The following is a 20,375-nucleotide window of genomic DNA, read 5'->3' as shown; positions in this document are numbered from 1 at the left end:
AAATTTTCGCCTTTTCTTGGGGAATGTAGAAATTTCGCTGTCGGCGTCGCTAAAGTCTAGGATTTCACGGCCAGCGACGTGGCGAGATCTTCCATCCGCTGCGCCAGCGCGCCAAGCGCGTTGGTCAGCACGCTGTCGCTCTTGTCGGCCTTGGTCAGCGCCTCGTCGCGCGTCTTGCGCAAGGTCAGCACTTCGCTTTCCATGCCCTTGACGCGTTTCTGCAGCTCCGAGAGTTCGTCCATCACCATGATGCCGGCCATGACGGTCAGCCGTTGGTCGCCGATCTCGCCAAACGAATCCTTCAGATGCGAGACATAGCGGTCGAAGCGCTCGGCAAGGTCGATCAGATGGTCTTCCTGGCCCTCGTCACAGGCCATCCGATACTGTTTGCCGTCGATTGAAACCGTGACCTGTGCCATGGGCCAGCTCCTATCTGTCCAACACGGCGCGGATGGTTTCCATGGCGGTCACCAGCCGTCGCGATACTTCCTTGTTGGCGTCCTCCAGCCGTTCGGCGCGCGCTTCGGAATTGTCGAGTTCCTGCGCCAGCCGGGAGCGATCGGCATTCATCCGCTGCACCTCGGCCTCGGCTTCCGAGTAATCGCGTTCATGCTCCAGCTTGGCCGCGACGGCGTTTTCCAGCCCCTCGATGGCCTTGCCCAGCCTGGCGATGACTTCCTTGAGCGTGGTTTCCCCGGTCATGGCCTTCGTCCTGTGCCCTGCCCATCACCGAATCGTTCGCGTTCAGAACGCGTTATCTGGGAAACATTAGGCACCGGGTGAAGGCAACGTCAACAAAGCTCTCGCGACTGTCCCCTGCTAACGCTAATGTAGGCCCGCCGCCGGCATCACAAGACCGGCAAATATGCACCCGATTTGTTGACTAAAAGCCCGCGCCTGCTATGTGTCGCGCACCCTTTTCAAGGGCTCTCCCAAGCCCCAAACCCCCACCTCTGGAGGAACCATGACGTCGCGTGAACAACATGACCGGATGGCCAATGCGATCCGCTTTCTCTCCATGGATGCCGTCGAGAAGGCCCAGTCTGGCCATCCCGGCCTGCCCATGGGCTGCGCCGACATCGCCACGGTGCTGTTCACCCGCTTCCTGAAATATGATCCCAAGGCCCCGCACTGGCCCGATCGCGACCGCTTCATCCTGTCGGCTGGCCATGGCTCGATGCTGCTCTATTCGCTGCTGCATCTGACCGGTTACGAAGACATGACCATCGACCAGATCAAGCACTTCCGCCAATTGGGCTCGAAGACGGCAGGCCATCCCGAATACGGCCATGCCACCGGCATCGAGACGACGACCGGCCCGCTCGGCCAGGGCCTTGCCAATTCGGTCGGTTTCGCGCTCGGCGAGCGCATCATGAACGCCGCCTTCGGCAACGACCTCGTCGACCACTACACCTATGTGCTGGCCGGTGACGGCTGCCTTATGGAGGGTGTCAGCCAGGAGGCTATCGCGCTTGCCGGCCACCTCAAGCTCAACAAGCTGATCGTCTTCTGGGACAACAACAACATCTCGATCGATGGTCCGGTCTCGCTTGCCGACAACACCGACCAGGTCGCCCGCTTCCAGGCCTCCGGCTGGAACGCCAGCCATATCGACGGCACCGATCCGGAAGCGATCGCCTACGCCATCGAGGCCGCCCGCCATTCCGACAAGCCGACGATGATCGCCTGCAAGACGACCATCGGCTTCGGCGCCCCGACCAAGGCCGGCACCAACAAGGCGCACGGCTCGCCGCTCGGCGCCGACGAGATCGCCGGCGCGCGCAAGTTCTTCAACTGGGAGTCGCCGCCTTTCGAGATTCCGGCCGAGATCCTCGAGGCCTGGCGCACCGCCGGCAAGGGCAGCGTCAAGGCGCGGACCGACTGGGAAGGCCGCCTCGCCAAGGCCGAACCGAAGCTGAAGGCCGAGTTCGAGCGCCGGCTCAGCGGCAAGCTGCCGTCCAATTTCGACGCCGTCATCGCCGACTACAAGAAGAAGCTCTCGGCCGACAAGCCGAAGGTCGCCACCCGCAAGTCGTCGGAGATGGCACTCGAAGTCATCAACGGCACCGTGCCGGAAACCATCGGCGGCTCCGCCGACCTGACCGGCTCCAACAACACCAAGACCAGCCAGACCAAGAACATCACGCCTGACGACTATGGCCAGCGCTATGTCCACTACGGCGTCCGCGAGCATGGCATGGCCGCGGCCATCAACGGCCTGACGCTGCATGGCGGCCTCATCGCCTATGGCGGCACGTTCATGTGCTTCTCCGACTATGCCCGTCCGTCGATGCGGCTTTCCTCGCTGATGGGCATCCGCTCGATCTTCGTCATGACCCATGATTCCATTGGGCTCGGCGAAGACGGCCCGACCCACCAGCCGGTCGAGCATCTGGCGGCCCTGCGCGCCATCCCCAACCACAACGTCTTCCGCCCGGCCGATGCGGTGGAAACCGCCGAATGCTGGCAGATTGCGCTCGAGTCGGAAAAGACACCGTCGACGCTGGCGCTGACCCGCCAGAACCTGCCGACGGTGCGCACCGAGCACTCGGCCAAGAACCTGAGCAGCCAGGGCGCCTATGAGCTGGCCGCGGCCAGCGGCGAAGCGGCAGTGACGATCTTCGCCACCGGCTCCGAGATCGAGATCGCGCTTGGCGCCCGTGACTTGCTCGAAAAGCACGGCCACCCGACCCGCATCGTCTCGGTGCCTTGCTTCGAACTGTTCGACAAGCAGAGCGACGACTACCGCAAGAAGACGATCGGCAACGCGCCGATCAGGATGGCGATCGAGGCCGGCATCCGCCAGGGCTGGGATCACCTCATCGGCTCGGACGGCATCTTCATCGGCATGACCGGCTTCGGTGCCTCGGGCACGATCGAACAGCTCTACCCGCATTTCGGCATCACCGCCGAGGCCGCGGCCAAGGCAGCGGAAGCACGCCTGCACGCCAAGTAAGGTCCATGCATGCCACCCAAACTGTATCACGGTTTGGGGTAGCGACATGCACGAAGCAAAAATGCTCCGGCGGAATCGCGCAAAGCGATTTCGCCGGGCTGGCCCAACCTAATCGATTTAAATCTGCGTCGCTGCGGCTGGATTCTTTCCGCTTGCGCCGCTATGAAGCTGCGGACCCATCGTCTGCCCTCCAACTCCCAGGGAGAGAAAAATGACCGTCAGAGTTGCCATCAACGGATTCGGCCGCATCGGCCGCAACATCCTGCGCGCCATCCATGAATCCGGCCGCAAGGACATCGACGTCGTCGCCGTCAACGATCTCGGCCCGGTCGAGACCAACGCCCACCTGCTGCGCTACGACAGCGTGCATGGCCGCTTCCCGCATGAAGTGTCGGTCGACGGCGACCAGATCACCGTCGGCAAGGAAAAGTTCAAGGTCACCGCCATCAAGGATCCGACGCAGCTGCCGTGGAAGGAGCTCGGCGTCGACATCGCGCTCGAATGCACCGGCATCTTCACCGCCCGCGACAAGGCTGCAGCCCACCTGACCGCCGGCGCCAAGCGCGTGCTGGTCTCCGCACCTGCCGACGGCGCTGACCTGACCGTCGTCTACGGCATCAACCACGACAAGCTGACCAAGGACCACATCGTCATCTCGAACGCGTCCTGCACCACCAACTGCCTGGCGCCGCTGGCAGCAGTGCTGCACGAGACGGTCGGCATCGAAAAGGGCATGATGACGACGATCCACTCCTACACGGGCGACCAGCCGACGCTGGACACCATGCACAAGGATCTCTACCGCGCCCGCGCCGCGGCCCTGTCGCAGATCCCGACCTCGACCGGCGCCGCCAAGGCGATCGGCCTTGTGCTCCCCGACCTCAAGGGCAAGCTCGACGGCATCTCGATCCGCGTGCCGACCCCGAACGTCTCGGTCGTCGACTTCAAGTTCATCGCCAAGCGCGCCACCACCGTGCAGGAGATCAACGAAGCGGTCATCGCCGCCTCCAACGGCAAGCTCAAGGGCATTCTCGGCGTCACTCATCACCCGAATGTCTCGATCGATTTCAACCACGATCCGCGCTCGTCGATCATGGCGCTCGACCAGACCAAGGTGATGGACGGCAACTTCGTTTCGGTGCTGTCCTGGTACGACAATGAATGGGGCTTCTCCAACCGCATGGGCGATACCGCGGTCGCCTTCGGCAAGACCATCGCCTGATCACGGACCTATCTTCCAGAGACTTGAAACGCCCGGCTTCGTCCGGGCGTTTTCATTTGCCGGAGCAGTGCAGCAATTCCAGGAAAAGTGTTGAGCGGTTTTCCGTCCGGAATTGCGTCGAACAGAAGAGATAGAGCGTTTCAGCGCTCCATGAAACGATGAACCGCTCTATCTCCGAACCGCCGGAAAATCAGCGGCCCGCGCCAAAAAACCACCCTTGCGCCTTGCACTGGCCATGCCTTCGCCCCACTCTCCCGTAAATCGATAGAAAGAGGAATTCGAGGGGCAAATCACGGATGGAGCATGCGATTTATCTCGTCACGCTGGTCGGCACGGCGCTCGTTGTCGCCGCCGCGTTTTCGAGCCTGATCGCCTTCCGCTTCGGTGCCCCCCTCCTGCTTCTGTTTCTCTGCATCGGCCTCGCCACCGGAACCGACGGCCTCGGCATCGAATTCGACAATGCCCGCATCGCCTATTTTGCCGGCTCACTGGCGCTGGCCGTCATCCTGTTCGATTCCGGCTTCGGTACGCCGCTCAACGCCTTGCGGCAGGCGGCGGGTCCGGCTTTGTCGCTGGCAACCTTCGGCGTGCTTCTCACCACTGGCCTGTTCGGCGCGGCGGCCCACTATCTGCTCGACCTCAGTTGGCTGGAATCCTTCCTGCTCGGTGCCGCCGTCGCTTCGACCGATGCCGCGGCGGTGTTCTTCCTGCTGCGCGCCGGCGAGATCAATCTGCGCGAGCGCGTGCGCTCGACGCTCGAGGTGGAATCCGGCACCAACGACCCGATCGCCATCTTCCTGACCATCACTTTGGTCGAGGTCATCGCCGCCCACGCCAATCCCGAAACCAATGTCCTGGTCACCAGCCTCATCCTCGGCTTCCTCATCAATATGGGCCTTGGCGCGATTGTCGGCGTGCTGGGCGGCCTTGCCATTGTGCGCCTCGTCGACCGGCTCAACCTCGACCATGGCCTGCTGCCGATCTTCGTGCTGACGCTGTCGCTGATGATTTTCGCCGCAGCCGGCGCGATTGGCGGCTCGGGCTTCCTGGCGGTCTACATCGCCGGCCTGATATCAGGCAATTCCGACATCCGCGCCGTCACCATCCTCAAGCGCTTCCAGGACGGCATGTCATGGCTGGCGCAGATCATCATGTTCCTGATCCTCGGCCTGTTCGCCACCCCCTCGCAATTTCCGGCGATCATGGTGCCGGCGATAGCGCTTGGCCTGTTCCTGATGTTTGTCGCGCGGCCCATCGCGGTCTGGCTCTGCCTGATCCCGTTCCGCCTGCCGCGCCCCGAGGTCGCCTTCGTTTCCTGGGTCGGCCTGCGCGGTGCCGTCTCGATCCTGCTGGCGATCACGCCGCTGCTTGGCGGACTGGAGAACGGCCGCACCATCTTCAACGCCGCCTTCATCATCGTCCTGGTGTCGCTGGTCATCCAGGGCTGGACCGTCGGCCCGCTGGCGCGCCGCCTTGGCCTCATCGTGCCGGCGCGGCTCGGCCCGCTCGACAAGGTCGAACTCGAACTTCCCGGCTCCGCCCATCACGAGCTTCTCGCCTATCGTGTCGCGCACGGCAGCCCGGTGGCGCGCGGCGAGCGCATTCCGCGCTGGGCGCGGCCCTCGCTGGTGCTGCGCGACGGTCGATCGATGCGCTTCCAGGACATGGGCCGGCTCGCCGCCGGCGACCAGGTCTACATCTTCGTGCCGGACCGCTATCCGCGCCTCCTCGACAAGCTGTTTGCCAGCCGCGCCGTCGTCGATCCGGAAGACGCCGATTTTTTTGGCGCCTTCGCCGTCGACCCGGCACGCTCCGCCGCTGAACTGGAAGCCGCTTACGCGCCGGGCCTGACCGACGCGGAGCAGAAGCAGACCGTTGGCGCTCTGGTCACGGCGCGGCTCGGCGGCCATGCCGAATATGCCGACCGCGTGCTGATCGGCCAGATCGAGCTGATCGTCAGGGATGTCGACGACAAGGGCAGGATCACGGGTCTCGGCCTCTCCTTCGAGCCGACCGCGCCGGTGGCGCGGGTGCCGGTGTTCCTGAGCGCCGGCGAGATGGGCGACCGCCTCAGCGCCTTCATCCGCAACTGGCGCAAGCCGACCGAGGCGCAGGTGGCGGCACAGACAGATGACACCCCTGAACCGCCGGTTGAAAAGGCAACGACCGAGAACTGACAAGGGCGATCGTTGCCTCGCCCTATCCGCATGGCGCGATCTTCACGGACTATGTCCCCGCCCGCCCCAAAAATTTGCCCCGCACCGCGGCCAAAGCCTTGCATCGTCGTTGATGCAAGGTATGGTCCCGGCGATTTTCCGAGGAAAGGAACCGGCATGGCCGCCTTCAAGACACTGGACGATATCGGCAACATCAGCGGCAAGCGCGTGCTGGTGCGCGTCGACCTCAACGTTCCCGTCGCCGACGGCAAGGTCACCGACGCCACCCGCATCGAGCGCATCGCGCCGACCATTGCCGAATTGTCCGGCAAGGGCGCCAAGGTCATCCTGCTCGCCCATTTCGGCCGGCCCAAGGATGGCCCCTCGCCCGAATTCTCGCTGGAGCCGATCGCCAAGGCGACAGCCGAGGTGCTTGGCCGTCCGGTCGGCTTTGCCTCGGATTGCGTCGGCGATACGGCGGGAAGTGCTGTCGCCGCCATGAACAAGGGCGACGTGCTGCTCTTCGAAAACACCCGCTTCTACAAGGCCGAAGAGAAGAACGACGCCGCCTTCACCGAAAGGCTCGCCGCCAATGGCGACATCTTCGTCAACGACGCCTTTTCGGCCGCGCACCGCGCCCACTCCTCGACCGAAGGGCTGGCGCGCCTGTTGCCTTCCTTTGCCGGCCGCACCATGCAAGCCGAACTCGAAGCGCTGGAGAAGGGGCTGGGCAATCCGGTCCGTCCTGTCGTCGCCATCGTCGGTGGCGCCAAGGTCTCGACCAAGATCGACCTGTTGATGAACCTGGTGAAGAAGGTCGACGCGCTGGTCATCGGCGGCGGCATGGCCAACACCTTTCTGGCCGCGCGCGGCACCGATGTCGGCAAATCGCTGTGCGAGCATGACCTCGCCCCCACCGCCAAGCAGATCATGATCGAGGCGGCCGAGGCCGGCTGCGCCATCATCCTGCCGGTCGACGGCGTCGTCGCCAAGGAGTTCAAGGCCGGTGCGGCCTGCGAGACGGTCGCCATCTCCGACGTGCCGGCCGACGGCATGATCCTCGATGTCGGCGCCAAGACCGTGACGACGATCGGCGAATGGATCGACCGCGCCGCGACATTGGTCTGGAACGGCCCGCTCGGCGCCTTCGAGATCGAGCCCTTCGATCACGCAACGGTGGCGGCGGCAAAACACGCGGCCGCGCGCACCAAGGCCGGCAAACTGGTCTCCGTCGCCGGTGGTGGCGATACGGTGGCGGCGCTCAACCATGCCGGTGTCGCCGATGACTTCACCTATGTTTCGACCGCCGGCGGCGCCTTCCTGGAATGGATGGAAGGCAAGCCACTGCCCGGCGTCGACGTGCTGAAGAAGTAGGCTCCGGCGGGATCGACGGCGCGGCGGGCGGCGCCCGAAACTTTCAATCGATTCGAGCTTTCCGATGCCATTCCTTTGGCGGTAGACTTCCGTTAAGCGCGGAACGAACCCCTCCAGGAGAAGCATGATGAGCGAACGTCTCGAAGACATTGCCGCCGCGATCGTGGCCAACGGCAAGGGCCTGCTGGCCGCCGACGAAAGTTCCGGCACGATCAAGAAGCGCTTCGACGTCATTGGCGTCGAATCGACCGCCGACAGCCGCCGCGACTATCGCGAGATGATGTTCCGCGCCAAGGACGCGATGACCAAGTATATTTCCGGCGTCATCCTCTATGACGAAACGATCCGCCAGAAGGCCGCCGACGGCACGCCGCTGGTCGACATCATCAAGGCATCCGGCGCCATCCCCGGCATCAAGGTCGATGCCGGCGCCAAGCCTCTGGCCGGCTTTCCCGGCGACACCATCACCGAGGGCCTCGACGGCCTGCGCGAACGGCTTGCCGATTACTACAAGCTCGGCGCCCGCTTCGCCAAATGGCGCGCGGTGATCGACATCGATACCGGCAAGGGCGTGCCTTCGGCCAATTCGATCAACTCGAACACCCATGCGCTCGCCCGCTATGCCGCCCTTTGCCAGGAAGCCGGCATCGTGCCCATCGTCGAGCCGGAGGTGCTGATGGACGGCGCCCACGACATCGACACCTGCTACGAGGTTTCCAAGGCGACACTGATCAAGCTCTACGACGAGCTCTACGCGGCCCGTGTCGTGCTCGAAGGCACGATCCTGAAGCCCAACATGGTGCTTTCGGGCAAGAAGTCGGGCACCGTGGACAGCCCCGAAAAGGTCGCCGAGATGACGATAAAACTGTTCCGCGAGACGGTGCCGGCGGCGGTGCCGGGCATCGCCTTCCTCTCTGGCGGCCAGGAAGACGAGGAAGCGACCGCCAACCTCAACGCCATCAATGCCATCGGTCCGCATCCATGGAAGCTGACCTTCTCCTATGGCCGCGCACTGCAGGCCGCCCCGCAAAAGGCGTGGAGTGGCAAGGCGTCGAACGTCGCCGCCGGCCAGGCCGCCTTCACCCATCGCGCCCACATGAATTATCTGGCCGCGCTTGGAAAATGGAAAGCGAGCCTCGAACAGGCCGCCTGATCCCAGCTTTTCCGTCTCTCTTCAAACCCGGGCCAATGCGCCCGGGTTTTTGCTGCTTGCGGATTGGGGAAAGACCTCCTCATTCCTATTTCCTCTGGGCGTTGCCGGCGGCGATGTCGGTTTGCGCCCATCCCGAACGTCCTTGGGATGAGAGACAGGGAGAGGTTCATGCATCGCAACAAGGTCGTTTCACGCGAAGACTGGTTCCAGGCGCACAAGGCACATCTGGCGCGCGAGAAGGAACTGACGCGGCTTCGCGAGCGCATCGCGGCCGAGCGGCGTGAACTGCCCTGGCTGAAAATACGCAAGGACTATGTCTTCGAGACCGGGCAGGGCCCAAAGAACCTGGCCGGACTGTTCGGCGCCAACAGCCAGCTGATCGTCTACCACTTCATGTTCGGGCCGGGCTGCACGCATCACTGCGAGGGCTGTTCCTTCCTTGCCGACCATATAGACGGCGCCAACCAGCATCTGAAGCATCACGACGTGTCGCTGGTGGTAATCTCGCGCGCACCGTTGGCCGAGCTTCTGCCCTACAAGCAGCGCATGGGCTGGAAATTCGACTGGGTGTCGTCCTATGCCTCGGATTTCAACTTCGACATGCAGGTCTCCTTTACCGACAGGCAGATCGCCGCCGGCGACACCACCTACAATTTCGAGACCCGTCCCAGGACATCGAAGGAGCTTCCCGGCACCAGCGTTTTCTATAGGGATGAGAACGGCGACATCTTCCTCACCTTCATGTCGCGCGCCCGCGGCGGCGAGGCGCAGATCGGCACTTACGACTATCTCGACATGACGCCCAAGGGCCGCAACGAAAATGGCCCCTATCATGGCCTGATGGACTGGGTACGGCTTCACGACGAATATCAGGACAGACAGGCGGGTCAGCCGGACTGCTGCGACTGAAGGCGTTCACCTCAGCCGAAACATGCGCTAAGCCTGCCGCAGATCGTTCCACGGTATCGCCATGCGCTTCCCCGCTCTTCTCACCTGGCTCGCGTTCCCCATCTATGTCTGGCAGGGATTGGGCGTGCGCCGCCGAACCTCGCGCATGCTCCCGGCACAGGGTCCGGTCATGCATGAGATATCAGGCGAGGCGCCTGATATCTCATTACTGGTGCTGGGTGATTCCTCGGCCGCTTCAGTCGGCATCGGCAATTCCGAGAACGGTCTTGCCGCGCAACTCGCCATGCTGATCTCGCAGCGTACCGGCCGCGCGGTGCGCTGGCGCGCCGCCGGCTTCAATTCGGCGACGTCGTGCCAGATCCGCGACCATGTCCTGCCCAATCTGTCGGCCGATGCGTGGACGCATATCGTGCTTGCCATCGGCACCAACGACACCAAGAATTTTCATTCCGTGCCGCGCTTCAAGAAGGAGTTCGGCGGCCTGCTCTACGCGCTGCGCGCCAAATGGCCGGAGGCGCGGGTGGTGTGGTCGCCGGTGCTGGAATTCACGCGCGCACCGGCCATGCCGCCGCTGCTCGGCAAGATCCTCGAAATCCGCGCCACCGCAATGAACCGGATGGGTGAACGGCTCTGCCTGGAGCGCGGCGCGGTGCCGGCGCCACGCCTGCCGATCACCAACCCGGAGGCCGGTTTTGCCTCCGACGGGTTTCACGCCTCGGAAGCCGGTTACCGCGCCTGGGCCGAGCATCTCGTCGGCCTGGTGCTTGCCGGCTGACCTTGCGCCGCCGGTCCTGCCATGCGCGGGCCTATGTCAAATGCCCGAGCACGGCCGCCAGCGAGATCGCCGCCATGGCGAGCAGCGCCAGCTTCCAGAAATCGCCGCGGTGCTTCAGCCCTGGCCAGCCGATCGGTTTGATCAGCTGGATGACCATGAAGCCGACGATGACAAGGGCGAGGAGTTTCGTCATGCCGCCTTTGACCAGCAACGCGGCCGGCTGTCAAAGCGCGTCGTTTGGTTTCCGAGAAAGAACAGGCGCCGCGTTCCCGAATCGGAACGTGGCGCCCGTTGGGGGCCGATCTACTTCAACGGCTTGAGGCCGGCTTCGATCGAGGCCCGCTTTGCTTCGAGGAAAGGCGGCAGGGCAAGGCTTTCGCCCAGCGTCTCCAGCGGCTCGTCGGCGGTGAACCCCGGCCCGTCGGTGGCGATCTCGAACAGGATACCATTCGGCTCGCGGAAATAGAGCGAGCGGAAGTAATAGCGTTCGACCTCGCCGCTCGACGGCAGACGGAATTCGGCCAGACGGGCGGTCCACAGATGCAACGTCTCCTGGTCCGGTGCCCTGAAGGCGACGTGGTGAACCGCGCCGGCGCCTTGCCTTGCTGGCGCCAACCCGGGCTGCACGGCGACATGAAGTTCCGCCGCCGGCCCACCCGCGCCCATTTCGAAGACATGGACCTGGCCCTCGCCATCCCGTGAAGCATAGTCGCGGAGCTTGCGCATATTCATCACCCGGGTCAGCACCGCCTCGGTGTTGGTGATGTCAGGGACACTGATGACGATCGGCCCGAGCCCGCGGATCTGATGCTCGGCCGGCACCGGGCTTTGCGCCCAGGGATGGCTACCGCCCTTGCCGCCATCGCTGACGAGCCGCAGGCGCTGACCCTCGGGATCCTCGAAATCCAGCGCCGGGTAACCGCCAGTATCGGCAATCTCACTCGTTGCGATGTTCTCGCCGTTCAGGTGCTGTTTCCACCAAGCAAGGCTTTCCGGGCTGCCGACCCTGAGGCTGGTCCGCGCGATGCTGTTTGTGCCGCGCCGCTCGCGGCCAACCGGCCAGTCGAAGAAGGTAAGGTCGGTGCCTGGCGTCGCTTCGCCGTCGGCATAGAAGAGGTGGTAGGCCGATGTGTCGTCCTGGTTCACCGTCTTCTTGACCAGCCGCAAGCCCAGCACCTTCGTGTAGAAGTGAAGATTACCGGGCGCATTGGCGGTGATGGCGGTCAGATGGTGGATTCCTGTCAGTTGCAGGCTCATGGTCGTCTCCCTGGTTTTGGGGAAGAATTTTCTCCTTTCATATCAGAACTCCGATCACGTCGCTGAAGACCGCCTATCCTGACAGTCCGTCGCCATGCGGTGAACAACGACGTCTCTACTGTCATTCCAATGGTGAACAATCTGCATCCCGCAGGCTTGCAGCGGCGAGGCATGATGGCAGCGGAAAACAATGCTTTCCCTTAGGAGACGCATCGAACGGAACTATCGTCGAGTGCCTGACATCCTCCTGACAGACTGCTGTCAGGAGGGGTGTGCGATAGTGTCTCCATCAAGAGCGAGGAGACTGGTCATGAACGGTTACACCATTCTGCGCGGCATGCAGCACTATGTCGGCAAGGTTCGTACGATGCGCAACGAAATCCGCACGCAGCGCTTCATGAACTCACTTCCCGCGGACATCCGCAAGGATATCGGCTGGCCGGATATGTATGCGGAACGTCGCTCCCGCGGCAATTGAGGCGAATTTTTCGACGTCAATATTGGACATGGACGCGCCAATGCCCAGATATAGCTACGGCGCGCCGGGGGATGGAGCGAGCTCATGCCCGAACAGAAGACGATCGGCTTCCTCTTCATCGAAGGTTTTGCCGACTGGGAGTATGGGCTGCTGGCGGCCTCGGCGGTTGAATGGTTCGGCGCACGCGCCGTGTCGCTGACGCCCGAAGGCAAGCCGGTGACCGGAATCAGCGGTTTTCGGCTGACGCCCGACCGCTCGGCCGGCATTGAAGAGAATGCCGATCTCGATGCTGTCGCCGTCATCGGTTCCGATCAGTGGGCGGGTAAAGCGCCGCCGGATGTCGCTGAACTGCTCAACGCCGTCGCAACGCGCGGCGGCGTGGTCGGCGGTATCTGCGCCGGAACGCTGGCGCTGGCCCGAGCCGGCATGTTCGAAGAAGCCAGGCATACCAGCAATGGCCGCGACTGGATCAACGGCCATGAAGGCGGCTATGCCGGTGATCTGAACTATCAGGACGTGCCGCATGCCGTCGCCGACGGCAAGATCGTGTCCGCGCCGGGCTCGGCGCCCGGCACCTTCGCCCTTGCCTTTTTGAAGACGCTCTATCCCGAAAGAGGCAGCGATCTCGCGCAGATGCGAACGCTGTTCGTGAAGGAATATGCTGAAGCCTCCTGACAGCATGCTGTCAGGAGGGGCGTGCGATGGTGCAAGATCGAGACACTGCGCGTCGACGGTCGAAAGGACGCTCGATGAAGAGTTGGAACGACAGGCTGAACACACCGGGCATTAACGGCGTGAAACCAACGCCGCGCACGATAGGTGACGTGGTCGAAGGCCAGCCGATGCTGGTGCCGACCGCCCGCCAGGTCGACGATTTCATCCGCTCTATTCCGCAAGGCGTCGAGATGGATATCCGCGCGTTGCGCACCGCGCTTGCCATCGAACATGGCGCCGAAGTGACATGCCCGGTCACCATCGGCTATCATCTGCGCACGGTTGCCGAAGCCGCCAGGGAAGACCTTGAGCGCGGCATGACGCTGAGCGACGTCGCGCCCTTCTGGCGCGTGCTCGATGCGAAGACGCCGACAACGAAGAAACTGTCCTTTGGCGCGGAGTTCGTTGCCGCCCAGCGCAAGCGCGAAGGACTGAAACCGTAATGCATGTCATCTGGAAGTGGGCCCAGTTCCGGGACCACGGCATGCCTAAAGCAATTCCAGGAAAAGTGCCCGGCGGTTTTCCGTCCGGAATTGCGTCAAAGCAGAGAGATAGAGCGGTTTACTGTTTCCGTGAAACGGTAAACCGCTCTAGCGACAACACTGGGGAAGCACACGATGCGCCGCGCCGACAGGCTCTTTCAGATCGTGCAGCATCTGCGTGGTGGCCGTCTGGTCACCGCCCAGAAGCTCGGCACGTGGCTCGAGGTTTCCGAGCGAACGATCTATCGCGACATAGCCGACCTGCAGTCGACCGGGGTGCCGATCGACGGCGAGGCGGGTGTCGGTTACATGATGAGGGAGGGGTTCGACCTTCCGCCGCTGATGTTCACGCGTGACGAGATCGTGGCGCTGGTTGCCGGCGCCCGCATGGTGCGCGCCTTTGGCGGCGCCGCCATGGCGCGGGCCGCGGACGAGGCGCTGGTCAAGATCGGCGCCGTGCTGCCCGATGCCGAAAAGGACCGCATCGCCCGCACCGAGATCCACACGCCGATGTGGGTGGTCAGCGACGCCGCCCGCGAGGCGATCGACCTGATAGAGCGCGCGGTCGAAAAGCGCCAGGTGCTGACCATCGACTACTCAGACGAGGCCGGCCGCGGCACCGCGCGCGACATCAGGCCGCTCGGCCTGTGGTTCTGGGGCAAGGTGTGGACGCTGGTCGCCTGGTGCGAGATGCGCGACGACTTCCGCGCCTTCCGCATCGACCGCATCGCCTCGGTGGTGATCGCCGGCCGCATCTTCAAACCGGAGCGTGGCAAGCAGCTTGCCGACTTCTACCGGGCCGTGGAACGCAGCGAGGATTACGGCATGGCGCCGGACCGCGTGGCGCGAAGCTGAGCCGATCAGACCGTACAAAAAAGCCCGCTCGAAGCGGGCTTTTTCTTGAGTTCGCGAGAATCTTACTCGTCGTCGTCCGTGTCGGTGTTCTTCGACTTCAAGGCCGAGAGCTTGGCGAACACGGCATTGGCGTCGAGCTCGGCATCCTCGTCCTTCGGCTTTTCCGGAGCCGGCACCAGCCGCTCGGTCAGGGCCGCCGGCAGCAGCGTGTCGCCGACCGGCTGCGCCTGTTCGCGGCCGCGCGAGGCGCGGTTGACTTCCATGTCGAGGTCGATCTGCGAGGCGAGACCCAGCGTCACCGGGTCCATCGGCTGCAGATTGGCCGAATTCCAGTGCTTGCGTTCGCGGATCTGCTCGATCGTCGACTTGGTAGTGCCGACGAGACGCGAAATCTGCGCGTCCTTGAGTTCGGGATGGTTGCGCACCAGCCACAGGATGGCGTTCGGCCGGTCCTGACGCTTCGACAGCGGCGTGTAGCGCGGACCCTTGCGCTTGGATTCCGGCACCCGGACCTTGGGGTCGGAAAGCTTCAGGCGCTGGTTCGGGTCTTTCTCGGCGCGCGCGATCTCGTCGCGGGTCAGCTGGCCGGTCATGATCGGGTCCATGCCCTTGATGCCTTGCGCCGATTCGCCGTCGGCGATCGCCTTGACCTCGAGCGGATGCAGCCCGCAGAACTGCGCGATCTGCTCGAAGGAGAGCGCGGTGTTGTCGACCAGCCAGACGGCGGTCGCCTTGGGCATCAGCAGCGTATTGGCCATTTAAAAAATCCTTCTCGTTCGCCCGCGTTCCCGCGCGGGCGGTGGTTTAGAGCCACCAAAATGGGAAATTCGTGGCCTGTATAACCGTTCCCTTGCTGTTTCGCAATGTTTTTGGAGGCGCGGCGGCCCCGATACGTTCGGGAGCCGGCAAGCGCATTCGAATGCCTTGACCGCCACCCACTTCAGCCAAAGGTACCGGCGCTTTTGAGCAACGCCACCATCTGGCTTTGCTGGCGCGTCCAGGTCTTGGCTACGCGCGCCTGCAATTGCGCAGACCCCCAAAAAGACAAAACCCGCTGGACGGGGTCCAGCGGGTTCGGAACCGGAAACGGGGAACGTCTGCGACGGCTCTACTTCTCAACATGAGCCCGGCCCTACGGCCGGGTCGTGCTTGAAATCAGATCGCCTGGCGGGCGATCCGCTCGATGTCGGCGCGGTTGATGCCGAGATCGTTGAGCTGACGGGCGTTGAGCTTGTTCAGTTCGCGCACGGTCTCGTTGTACATGCGCCAGTTACGGAAAGCGCGGATCGGGTTCATGGTAGTCCTCCTGATGGGGTGTTCGTTTCGATGCTGCACAGATAGTGATCATCGATGGGGACTTGAACGGCCGATTTTGCATAGCAATGATGCAAATGCTGCATTGCACCATTAAGCTTCTGTTCATCTCGTAGGCAGGCCTCGGCTCAGGACGTGTCGAGATTCCGATCAGGCCGAGTCGAAAATGATGGTTTCCGGGGTCGCCCTTGCGACGAGCGCAGCGTACTTAAGTACGTGAGCACCGGCCTATGCCGGCCATAGCCTTAACAGCCACGACCGCCCACGTGAGTGCTTCGGCCGGCGAAGGCCGGAAGCGCAGGTATCAGCCATTTGCAGGCCGGCATCACCGGAATATCGATACGTCCTAGCCGACGTCGAGCACGATCTTGCCGATATGCTCGCCCTCCTCCATCCGCTCATGTGCGCGCCAGGCATCGGTGAGCGGGTAGATCATGTCCATGACAGGTGCCACCTTGCGTGTGCCGAGCAGCGGCCAGACCTGTGCCTCCAGCGCCGACGCGATCGCCGCCTTGAACTCGACGGTGCGCGGCCTCAGCGTCGAACCCGTATGGGTCAGCCGCTTGACCATGATCTTGGAAAAATCGGCACTGGCGACAGCGCCGGCCTGCACCGCGATCTGGACAATGCGGCCCTCGACGGCGGCGGCTTCGTAGTTTCGCTGGACATAGTCGCCGCCGACCATGTCGAGGATGACATTGGCGCCCTTGCCATCCGTCGCCTCCTTGACCGCCGTGACAAAATCCTCCTCGCGATAGTTGATCGCACGGTCGGCGCCGAGCTTCAGGCAAGCGTCGCATTTCTCCTTGCTGCCGGCGGTGGTGATGACATAGGCACCGAAGGCGGAAGCCAGTTGGATCGCCGTGGTGCCGATGCCGGACGAGCCGCCATGCACCAGCAGCGTCTCGCCCTTCTTCAGGCCGCCGCGCTCGAACACATTGTACCAGACGGTGAAATAGTTTTCCGGTACCGCCGCGGCCTCTGTGTGGGTGAAGCCGGCCGGCAGCGGCAGCACGCTGCCGGTATGAACTTTGACGTATTCGGCATAACCGCCGCCTGGCGTCAGCGCGCAGACCCGGTCGCCAATGCGCCAGCGCGATATCTCGTCACCAAGGGCTGCCACTTCGCCCGACACTTCGAGGCCCGGCAGGTCCGATGCGCCGGGCGGCGGCGGATAGGCGCCCTTGCGCTGCTGTATGTCGGGCCGGTTGACGCCGGCGGCATGCACCTTGATCAGGATCTCGCCGGGGCCGGGCTGCGGCACGTCGCGCGTTTCCGGTTTCAGCACCCGTGGGCCACCCGGCTCCGAAATCGCGATCGCCGTCATCCTTGCCGGAATTTTCTGTCCGTTCGCCATGAAGTTTCCCGTCTTTCCTCGCCGCATCCTTACCGGCTGTTTGCATCGACGCCCGTGCCCTATGTATGCTGATTGCCAAATCAGGCAAATGGCCAATCTGGTGTGACGGAGGAGGAGCGACGATGGCGATCTTCGACGACGAACCCAAGAAGAAGGCGCGCCCGCACGAGATCGGGCAGGACCTGTCGCTGCTCTCCGTTGGCGAACTGTCGGAGCGGATCGGCATCCTGCGCGACGAAATCACCCGGCTGGAAGCGGAGCTCAGGGCCAAGGACAACACCAAATCGGCCGCCGAGGCATTGTTCCGCCGCGGATAGATAGACGGGCGGAACGGCCCGCCGCCGAAAAGCCCGAATGCGGCTGTCTTCAGACCTGCGCCCCTCCCAGAGTTCAGCCGGATCAAAAAATGCTCGCATCCTACAGACCGATCCTCTCCCTGCTTCGCGGCACTGCCTTCCTTTTGGCAGCATCGGGGCTGCATGGGCTGCTGTTGCCCCTGCGCGGCCAGGTGGAAGGGTTCTCGACCGCATCGCTTGGCCTGATGGGCACGGCCTGGGCCGGCGGCTTCGTTACCGGCTGCTTCTTTGCACCCCGCATAGTGCGCCGCGCCGGGCATGTGCGCGCTTTCGGCGCCTTTGCCGCGTCCGGCGCCATCGTGGCGCTGCTCACCGGCCTGATCATCGATGAATATGTCTGGATCCTGCTGCGCGCCTTCACCGGCTTCACCATGGCCGGCGCCTTCATGGTCATCGAAAGCTGGCTGAACGAGAAAGCCACCAACGAGAACCGCGGCACCGTCTTCGGCCTCTATATGATGGTCACCTATGCCTCGATCATGGGCGGACAGATGATCGTCGCCGGCGGCGACGTGAAATCGGCGTCGCTGTTCATGATCACAGGCATATTGTTCTGCCTGTCGCTGATCCCGACCGCCGTTTCGACGGCCTCGCATCCAAAACCGCTGCAGGACGTCAAGCTCGACGTCAAAGGGCTTTACGCCAACTCGCCAGTGTCGGCGGTCGCTTGCCTGTTGGTCGGTATCGCCAACGGCGCCTGGGGAACACTTGGCGCGGTCTATGGCGCCCGCATCGGCATTTCCACAGCCGAGATCGCCTTGATGATGAGCCTTGTCGTCGTCGCCGGTGCCGCCATGCAGCTGCCGGCCGGGCGTCTCTCCGACAAGACCGACCGGCGTTTCGTGCTGGCCGGTGCCGCCTTCGGCGGGGCGTTGGTAGCGCTCTTGATCTTCCTGTTCGAACCGCGCTCAGCCGTCTTCGTCATCGTCTTGACCGCCGCTTACGGCGCTTTCGCCTACACGCTCTATTCGATCGCCGTGGCGCATGCCAACGACCACGCCCGTGCCGAGGATTTCGTCAAGGTATCGGGCGGCTTGCTGCTGCTCTACGGCTTCGGCACCATGATCGGCCCTTTGCTGGCGGCGGCGCTGATGGGCTGGATGCGCCCGGAGGGCCTGTTCCTGGCGACCGCCTTCGCGCATCTGTCGCTGGCCGGCTACACGCTGCTGCGCATCAGCCGCCGCGCTCCGGTGCCGATCGGAGATCGCGACGCCTTCAAGACGCAGCCGGCCGACCGCTCCTTGACCCCCGAAGCATTGCGGCTTGACCCAAGAAGAAAAGCAGAAGCAGACAGTTGAGATTCGAAAAACTTTGCCTCACAAATGAGGCATGATATTTTCCGACGCCTTCATGGCGATCGCCGACCCCAATCGGCGCCACCTTCTGGAAGAACTTCGACGCGGTCCGAAGACCGTCAACGAGTTGGCGGCCGGATTGCCAGTCTCACGTCCAGCCGTATCACAGCATCTGAAAGTGTTGCTAGACGCCGGATTGGTCAACGCCAAGGCTGAAGGCACGCGGCGTGTCTATACCGTAAGCAATGCCGGCTTCCTGAAACTCAACATCTGGCTCGATCAATTCTGGGAAGCCTGATCCACTCGCCCTTTATCATCAACACCGCCGCGATGGTCAGGCTTGTATTTTCAGGAAGGCGCCGAGCGCATCGAGCAGTTCGCCTGTTCCATGCTCGCGCGTGGCCGAGGTGTCGTGGCCGTCGAGGAAGGCGCCCTGTTCCGTCATCACGAGCCGCGTGCCCCTTCCTTCCGCCAACAGCTCGATTGTCGCCAGTGACACCGAGACGCGGGTTTCGCCGAACAGCAGCTCATAACTGTAGACGATGCGCCGGTCCGGCACGATGTCCTGATAGACCGCGTTGAAAAAATGCATCTGCCCATCGCTCGGGCAGCCGGCATTGACCTCCTTGCCGCCGACACGGAAATCCATTTCATGCCGGCTGGGCATCGGATCGTGGGGATCGACAAACCAGCGCCGCTTGGCATCTGCGCTGCTGAACGCGGAGAAGACTTTCGCCGGCGCCACAGGATAGCTCCGCTCGACGACAAAGGTGGAGTGGACGACGGATCGTTCGGTCATGCGTTGCTCCCGTGTTGGTCAGCTTGACTGGTTCTGTGGAATGAAAACGCCATCGCGGTAGGAGGCACCAAAATAGACCTCGACGCTGCGCAACCGGTTGCCGCGAAACGCGTGCAGCTCGGTGTTGCGAAAGGTCTTTCCGTCAAGCGTTTCGCAGCTGTAGCGGACGAACACGTCATTGCCGTCCTCGCCGATCTTTTCGACGGTCATCGACCGCAACAGCTTGCTGTTCGGCCAGCAGCGCTCGAAATAGGCCGCGCGATCGATGGCATCGTCATAAGGGCTGGTGAAGGTGAAGTCGTCGGTAAGCGCCGCCTCCATCAGCGGGCGGTCCCCGGCTTGAAAAGCCGCGAAGTAGCCGCGGACCAGGTCCGCTCTGTTTTTGCCATGCATGATGATTGCTCCTCCGGTTTCGAGGTGGTCCTTCTTGCTGGCCGCCGTATTCTCAGGCGCCGGCGGTCTCGGTAACGAATTCGGCGGCCAAATTGTCCAGCGCCGCGTTGAATCCAGCCTGGCTGCCGGCGATCATGTCCTTGCCGCCAAAGGCCGCGATCTGGTCGGTCAACACCAGCCGCGTCGACGCCCCCACCGGCTGAAGCTCGACGGTGATCAGCGAGACGGAAAGCCGGTTCCAGCCCTCGCAAACGAGTTCGGTCGAGACGATCGTTGCTCCGGTTCGATGTCGATGTAGCGGGTCTCGACACGGTAAATCAGGCTGCCACGTGGCCCGCAGCGGCTGACATCCAGTCCGCCGACGCGGAAATCGCTCCTGTCGTAGACCAGGTCGACATTTTTCGATGGCGTTCCCCAGCGGGCGCGCGCCTGCGGGTCGGCAAGTGCCTGGAACACCCGCGCCGGCGAGGCGTCGTAGACGCGCTCCAGCACGATGGTCGCGTGGGTCACAGATGGTTCGGTCATGATGC

General features: G+C 63.3%; 25 protein-coding genes. 14 read left to right on the top strand and 11 right to left on the bottom strand.

The genetic code is table 11. The annotated features are described in order from the left end of the window. Positions 1-56: 56 nt before the first annotated feature. The gene (locus tag DBIPINDM_RS20685) at positions 57-419 is read right to left on the bottom strand and encodes a cell division protein ZapA (RefSeq protein ID WP_019861624.1); all 363 of its coding nucleotides are present in this window, start codon (positions 417-419) and stop codon (positions 57-59) included. A 10-nt stretch (positions 420-429) separates the two neighbouring features. Further along, positions 430-702: a DUF4164 domain-containing protein gene (locus DBIPINDM_RS20680; RefSeq protein WP_006200774.1), complete on the bottom strand. Its 273-nt coding sequence runs from the start codon at positions 700-702 to the stop codon at positions 430-432. Between the two features lie 262 nt (positions 703-964). On the opposite strand from DBIPINDM_RS20680, the gene tkt reads away from it, so the two are divergent. The 7 genes from tkt to DBIPINDM_RS20645 all read left to right on the top strand — a co-directional run bounded on the left by tkt (position 965) and on the right by DBIPINDM_RS20645 (position 10,545). After that, positions 965-2,956, top strand: coding sequence for a transketolase (tkt, locus tag DBIPINDM_RS20675; protein ID WP_258588950.1), 1,992 nt, complete (start codon positions 965-967; stop codon positions 2,954-2,956). A 211-nt stretch (positions 2,957-3,167) separates the two neighbouring features. Continuing rightward, positions 3,168-4,178 (top strand): type I glyceraldehyde-3-phosphate dehydrogenase, encoded by a 1,011-nt coding sequence (gene gap, locus DBIPINDM_RS20670; RefSeq protein ID WP_013892632.1) that lies wholly within the window; start codon positions 3,168-3,170, stop codon positions 4,176-4,178. Between the two features lie 296 nt (positions 4,179-4,474). Next, the gene (locus DBIPINDM_RS20665; RefSeq protein WP_258588949.1) at positions 4,475-6,355 is read left to right on the top strand and encodes a potassium/proton antiporter; all 1,881 of its coding nucleotides are present in this window, start codon (positions 4,475-4,477) and stop codon (positions 6,353-6,355) included. A 156-nt stretch (positions 6,356-6,511) separates the two neighbouring features. After that, positions 6,512-7,708, top strand: coding sequence for a phosphoglycerate kinase (locus tag DBIPINDM_RS20660; RefSeq protein WP_258588948.1), 1,197 nt, complete (start codon positions 6,512-6,514; stop codon positions 7,706-7,708). A 127-nt stretch (positions 7,709-7,835) separates the two neighbouring features. Then, positions 7,836-8,861, top strand: coding sequence for a class I fructose-bisphosphate aldolase (locus DBIPINDM_RS20655; RefSeq protein WP_258588947.1), 1,026 nt, complete (start codon positions 7,836-7,838; stop codon positions 8,859-8,861). 168 nt (positions 8,862-9,029) lie between these two features. Beyond that, positions 9,030-9,770 (top strand): DUF899 domain-containing protein, encoded by a 741-nt coding sequence (locus DBIPINDM_RS20650; RefSeq protein WP_258588946.1) that lies wholly within the window; start codon positions 9,030-9,032, stop codon positions 9,768-9,770. A gap of 61 nt (positions 9,771-9,831) precedes the next feature. After that, positions 9,832-10,545, top strand: coding sequence for an SGNH/GDSL hydrolase family protein (locus DBIPINDM_RS20645; RefSeq protein ID WP_258588945.1), 714 nt, complete (start codon positions 9,832-9,834; stop codon positions 10,543-10,545). 31 nt (positions 10,546-10,576) lie between these two features. On the opposite strand, the gene DBIPINDM_RS20640 is transcribed toward DBIPINDM_RS20645, so the two are convergent. Further along, positions 10,577-10,738: a hypothetical protein gene (locus DBIPINDM_RS20640; RefSeq protein ID WP_258588944.1), complete on the bottom strand. Its 162-nt coding sequence runs from the start codon at positions 10,736-10,738 to the stop codon at positions 10,577-10,579. A 110-nt stretch (positions 10,739-10,848) separates the two neighbouring features. Further along, a complete protein-coding gene (locus tag DBIPINDM_RS20635) occupies positions 10,849-11,802 on the bottom strand; it encodes a ring-cleaving dioxygenase (RefSeq protein ID WP_258588943.1) in 954 nt (317 codons plus the stop codon). A gap of 310 nt (positions 11,803-12,112) precedes the next feature. Between DBIPINDM_RS20635 and DBIPINDM_RS20630 the strand changes: the two genes are divergently transcribed. The 4 genes from DBIPINDM_RS20630 to DBIPINDM_RS20615 all read left to right on the top strand — a co-directional run bounded on the left by DBIPINDM_RS20630 (position 12,113) and on the right by DBIPINDM_RS20615 (position 14,331). Next, positions 12,113-12,280, top strand: coding sequence for a hypothetical protein (locus tag DBIPINDM_RS20630; RefSeq protein ID WP_258588942.1), 168 nt, complete (start codon positions 12,113-12,115; stop codon positions 12,278-12,280). An 84-nt stretch (positions 12,281-12,364) separates the two neighbouring features. After that, a complete protein-coding gene (locus tag DBIPINDM_RS20625) occupies positions 12,365-12,955 on the top strand; it encodes a DJ-1/PfpI family protein (RefSeq protein ID WP_258588941.1) in 591 nt (196 codons plus the stop codon). A gap of 74 nt (positions 12,956-13,029) precedes the next feature. After that, positions 13,030-13,437, top strand: coding sequence for a hypothetical protein (locus tag DBIPINDM_RS20620; RefSeq protein WP_258588940.1), 408 nt, complete (start codon positions 13,030-13,032; stop codon positions 13,435-13,437). Positions 13,438-13,611: 174 nt separating this feature from the next. Further along, positions 13,612-14,331, top strand: a complete 720-nt coding sequence (locus tag DBIPINDM_RS20615; RefSeq protein ID WP_027041910.1) for a helix-turn-helix transcriptional regulator — start codon at positions 13,612-13,614, stop codon at positions 14,329-14,331. Positions 14,332-14,393: 62 nt separating this feature from the next. Here DBIPINDM_RS20615 and DBIPINDM_RS20610 read toward each other — a convergent pair whose 3' ends face one another. The 3 genes from DBIPINDM_RS20610 to DBIPINDM_RS20600 form a co-directional block, all read right to left on the bottom strand. Beyond that, positions 14,394-15,089, bottom strand: a complete 696-nt coding sequence (locus DBIPINDM_RS20610) for a DUF1013 domain-containing protein (RefSeq protein ID WP_258588939.1) — start codon at positions 15,087-15,089, stop codon at positions 14,394-14,396. A gap of 397 nt (positions 15,090-15,486) precedes the next feature. Beyond that, a complete protein-coding gene (locus DBIPINDM_RS20605) occupies positions 15,487-15,627 on the bottom strand; it encodes a DUF1127 domain-containing protein (protein WP_006327955.1) in 141 nt (46 codons plus the stop codon). Between the two features lie 364 nt (positions 15,628-15,991). Then, complete coding sequence (locus DBIPINDM_RS20600; RefSeq protein ID WP_258588938.1) at positions 15,992-17,002, bottom strand: NAD(P)H-quinone oxidoreductase; 1,011 nt, start codon at positions 17,000-17,002, stop codon at positions 15,992-15,994. 122 nt (positions 17,003-17,124) lie between these two features. On the opposite strand from DBIPINDM_RS20600, the gene DBIPINDM_RS20595 reads away from it, so the two are divergent. The 3 genes from DBIPINDM_RS20595 (at position 17,125) to DBIPINDM_RS20585 (ending at position 18,951) form a co-directional block, all read left to right on the top strand. Then, positions 17,125-17,319, top strand: coding sequence for a DUF1192 domain-containing protein (locus DBIPINDM_RS20595; RefSeq protein ID WP_027031519.1), 195 nt, complete (start codon positions 17,125-17,127; stop codon positions 17,317-17,319). Between the two features lie 89 nt (positions 17,320-17,408). Beyond that, a complete protein-coding gene (locus DBIPINDM_RS20590; RefSeq protein ID WP_258588937.1) occupies positions 17,409-18,656 on the top strand; it encodes an MFS transporter in 1,248 nt (415 codons plus the stop codon). Between the two features lie 31 nt (positions 18,657-18,687). Continuing rightward, positions 18,688-18,951, top strand: coding sequence for an ArsR/SmtB family transcription factor (locus tag DBIPINDM_RS20585; protein WP_258588936.1), 264 nt, complete (start codon positions 18,688-18,690; stop codon positions 18,949-18,951). Between the two features lie 36 nt (positions 18,952-18,987). Here the strand turns inward: DBIPINDM_RS20585 and DBIPINDM_RS20580 are convergent, their stop codons facing one another. From DBIPINDM_RS20580 to DBIPINDM_RS20565, 4 genes are read right to left on the bottom strand one after another with little or no spacing between them, the layout of a single operon-like run. Beyond that, positions 18,988-19,452: an SRPBCC family protein gene (locus DBIPINDM_RS20580; RefSeq protein WP_258588935.1), complete on the bottom strand. Its 465-nt coding sequence runs from the start codon at positions 19,450-19,452 to the stop codon at positions 18,988-18,990. A gap of 18 nt (positions 19,453-19,470) precedes the next feature. After that, positions 19,471-19,845, bottom strand: a complete 375-nt coding sequence (locus tag DBIPINDM_RS20575) for a nuclear transport factor 2 family protein (RefSeq protein ID WP_258588934.1) — start codon at positions 19,843-19,845, stop codon at positions 19,471-19,473. Between the two features lie 52 nt (positions 19,846-19,897). After that, the gene (locus DBIPINDM_RS20570) at positions 19,898-20,041 is read right to left on the bottom strand and encodes a hypothetical protein (protein WP_258588933.1); all 144 of its coding nucleotides are present in this window, start codon (positions 20,039-20,041) and stop codon (positions 19,898-19,900) included. Between the two features lie 20 nt (positions 20,042-20,061). After that, on the bottom strand, positions 20,062-20,370 hold the full coding sequence (locus tag DBIPINDM_RS20565) for an SRPBCC domain-containing protein (RefSeq protein WP_258588932.1): 309 nt from the start codon (positions 20,368-20,370) through the stop codon (positions 20,062-20,064). Positions 20,371-20,375: the final 5 nt, after the last annotated feature.

Origin of the sequence: Mesorhizobium sp. AR02 (assembly GCF_024746835.1) — a bacterium.
Classification (GTDB): domain Bacteria; phylum Pseudomonadota; class Alphaproteobacteria; order Rhizobiales; family Rhizobiaceae; genus Mesorhizobium.
Note: the sequence above shows the minus strand (reverse complement) of the source record. Positions and strands in the feature narration are given on the sequence as shown.